Genomic DNA, 872 nt, shown 5'->3' on the forward strand with positions numbered 1-872 from the left:
TTTTAGCAGAGCGGAGTTGCGAAAGGCCGTTAGGTCTGTAGCAAGCGTAACGAGTGTCTAAAAATCTATACGAACCGTAGAGTCATGTGAGAGCACAGTAGTGGAGTGTGCCGATTCAAGGCACGTAACGCTGTGTGACGCGGACAGCCGAGGGTTTATAGTCGTCGCGTTTTGCTCGGCGATTTTGCATCATTGGATGTGCAAAATACCTACCGAGGTAGCGACGCTTACGACTTTAAATTTGAGGGTTTCAATTCGAGGTTTGGCGTTATTTATGGGTGTAAGGAGAGCAGGGGTATGGCAACAGCAGTAAAAGAAAGTCAGTGTTCCCCTCGCTTGTTTGCATATGTGTCTAAGTGGCAGATGCTGGTTATTACTGTATTGTTACTGTCGTCTTTCATTGCTCTTGCTTATGGGGTGTTTATGCCCCTGATTTCTGTTGAAAAGTTGTGGTTGTTTGAAAATACGGTTTCATTAATTTCGTCTATAGTGACTTTGTTTAAAAGTGGCAATGTCTTTTTAGGGATAATCATTGCATTGTTTTCACTGATTTTGCCCTTAGTAAAATTGATCCTGCTGATGTATATTTGGTTTTGGGGTAGTTTGGCAAGCAGCCAGCGTTGGCTGAGTTGGTTAGGTCACCTTGGTAAGTGGTCTATGTTGGATGTTTTTATTGTAGCGGTGATGATGGTGACGGTAAAACTGGGTGCGATGGCCGAAGTCACCCTGCATTCTGGTCTGATTGGTTTTGCTCTTTCTGTGCTCATGACTAAAGCCCTTACGGGGTATTTTTTCCGTTTAGAAAGCCAGATTCAGACCATAGAAAAAAAATCAGCTAAAAAGTGTTGACCGTAGGATTTTGGTCTGTATAA

1 protein-coding gene is annotated in these 872 nt (G+C 43.2%); it reads left to right on the top strand.

What is annotated here, in order from left to right:
* The first annotated feature begins 297 nt into the window (after window positions 1–297).
* Window positions 298–849 (top strand): paraquat-inducible protein A, encoded by a 552-nt coding sequence (locus C200_RS14025; protein ID WP_032126863.1) that lies wholly within the window; start codon window positions 298–300, stop codon window positions 847–849.
* Window positions 850–872: the final 23 nt, after the last annotated feature.

The sequence above is a fragment of the Piscirickettsia salmonis LF-89 = ATCC VR-1361 genome (assembly GCF_000297215.2).
Lineage (GTDB): Bacteria > Pseudomonadota > Gammaproteobacteria > Piscirickettsiales > Piscirickettsiaceae > Piscirickettsia > Piscirickettsia salmonis.

What these genes read in the sequence shown, in the direction of transcription:
- C200_RS14025 (WP_032126863.1), top strand. Translation starts at nt 298, where the DNA reads ATGGCAACAGCAGTAAAAGAAAGTCAGTGTTCCCCTCGCTTGTTTGCA.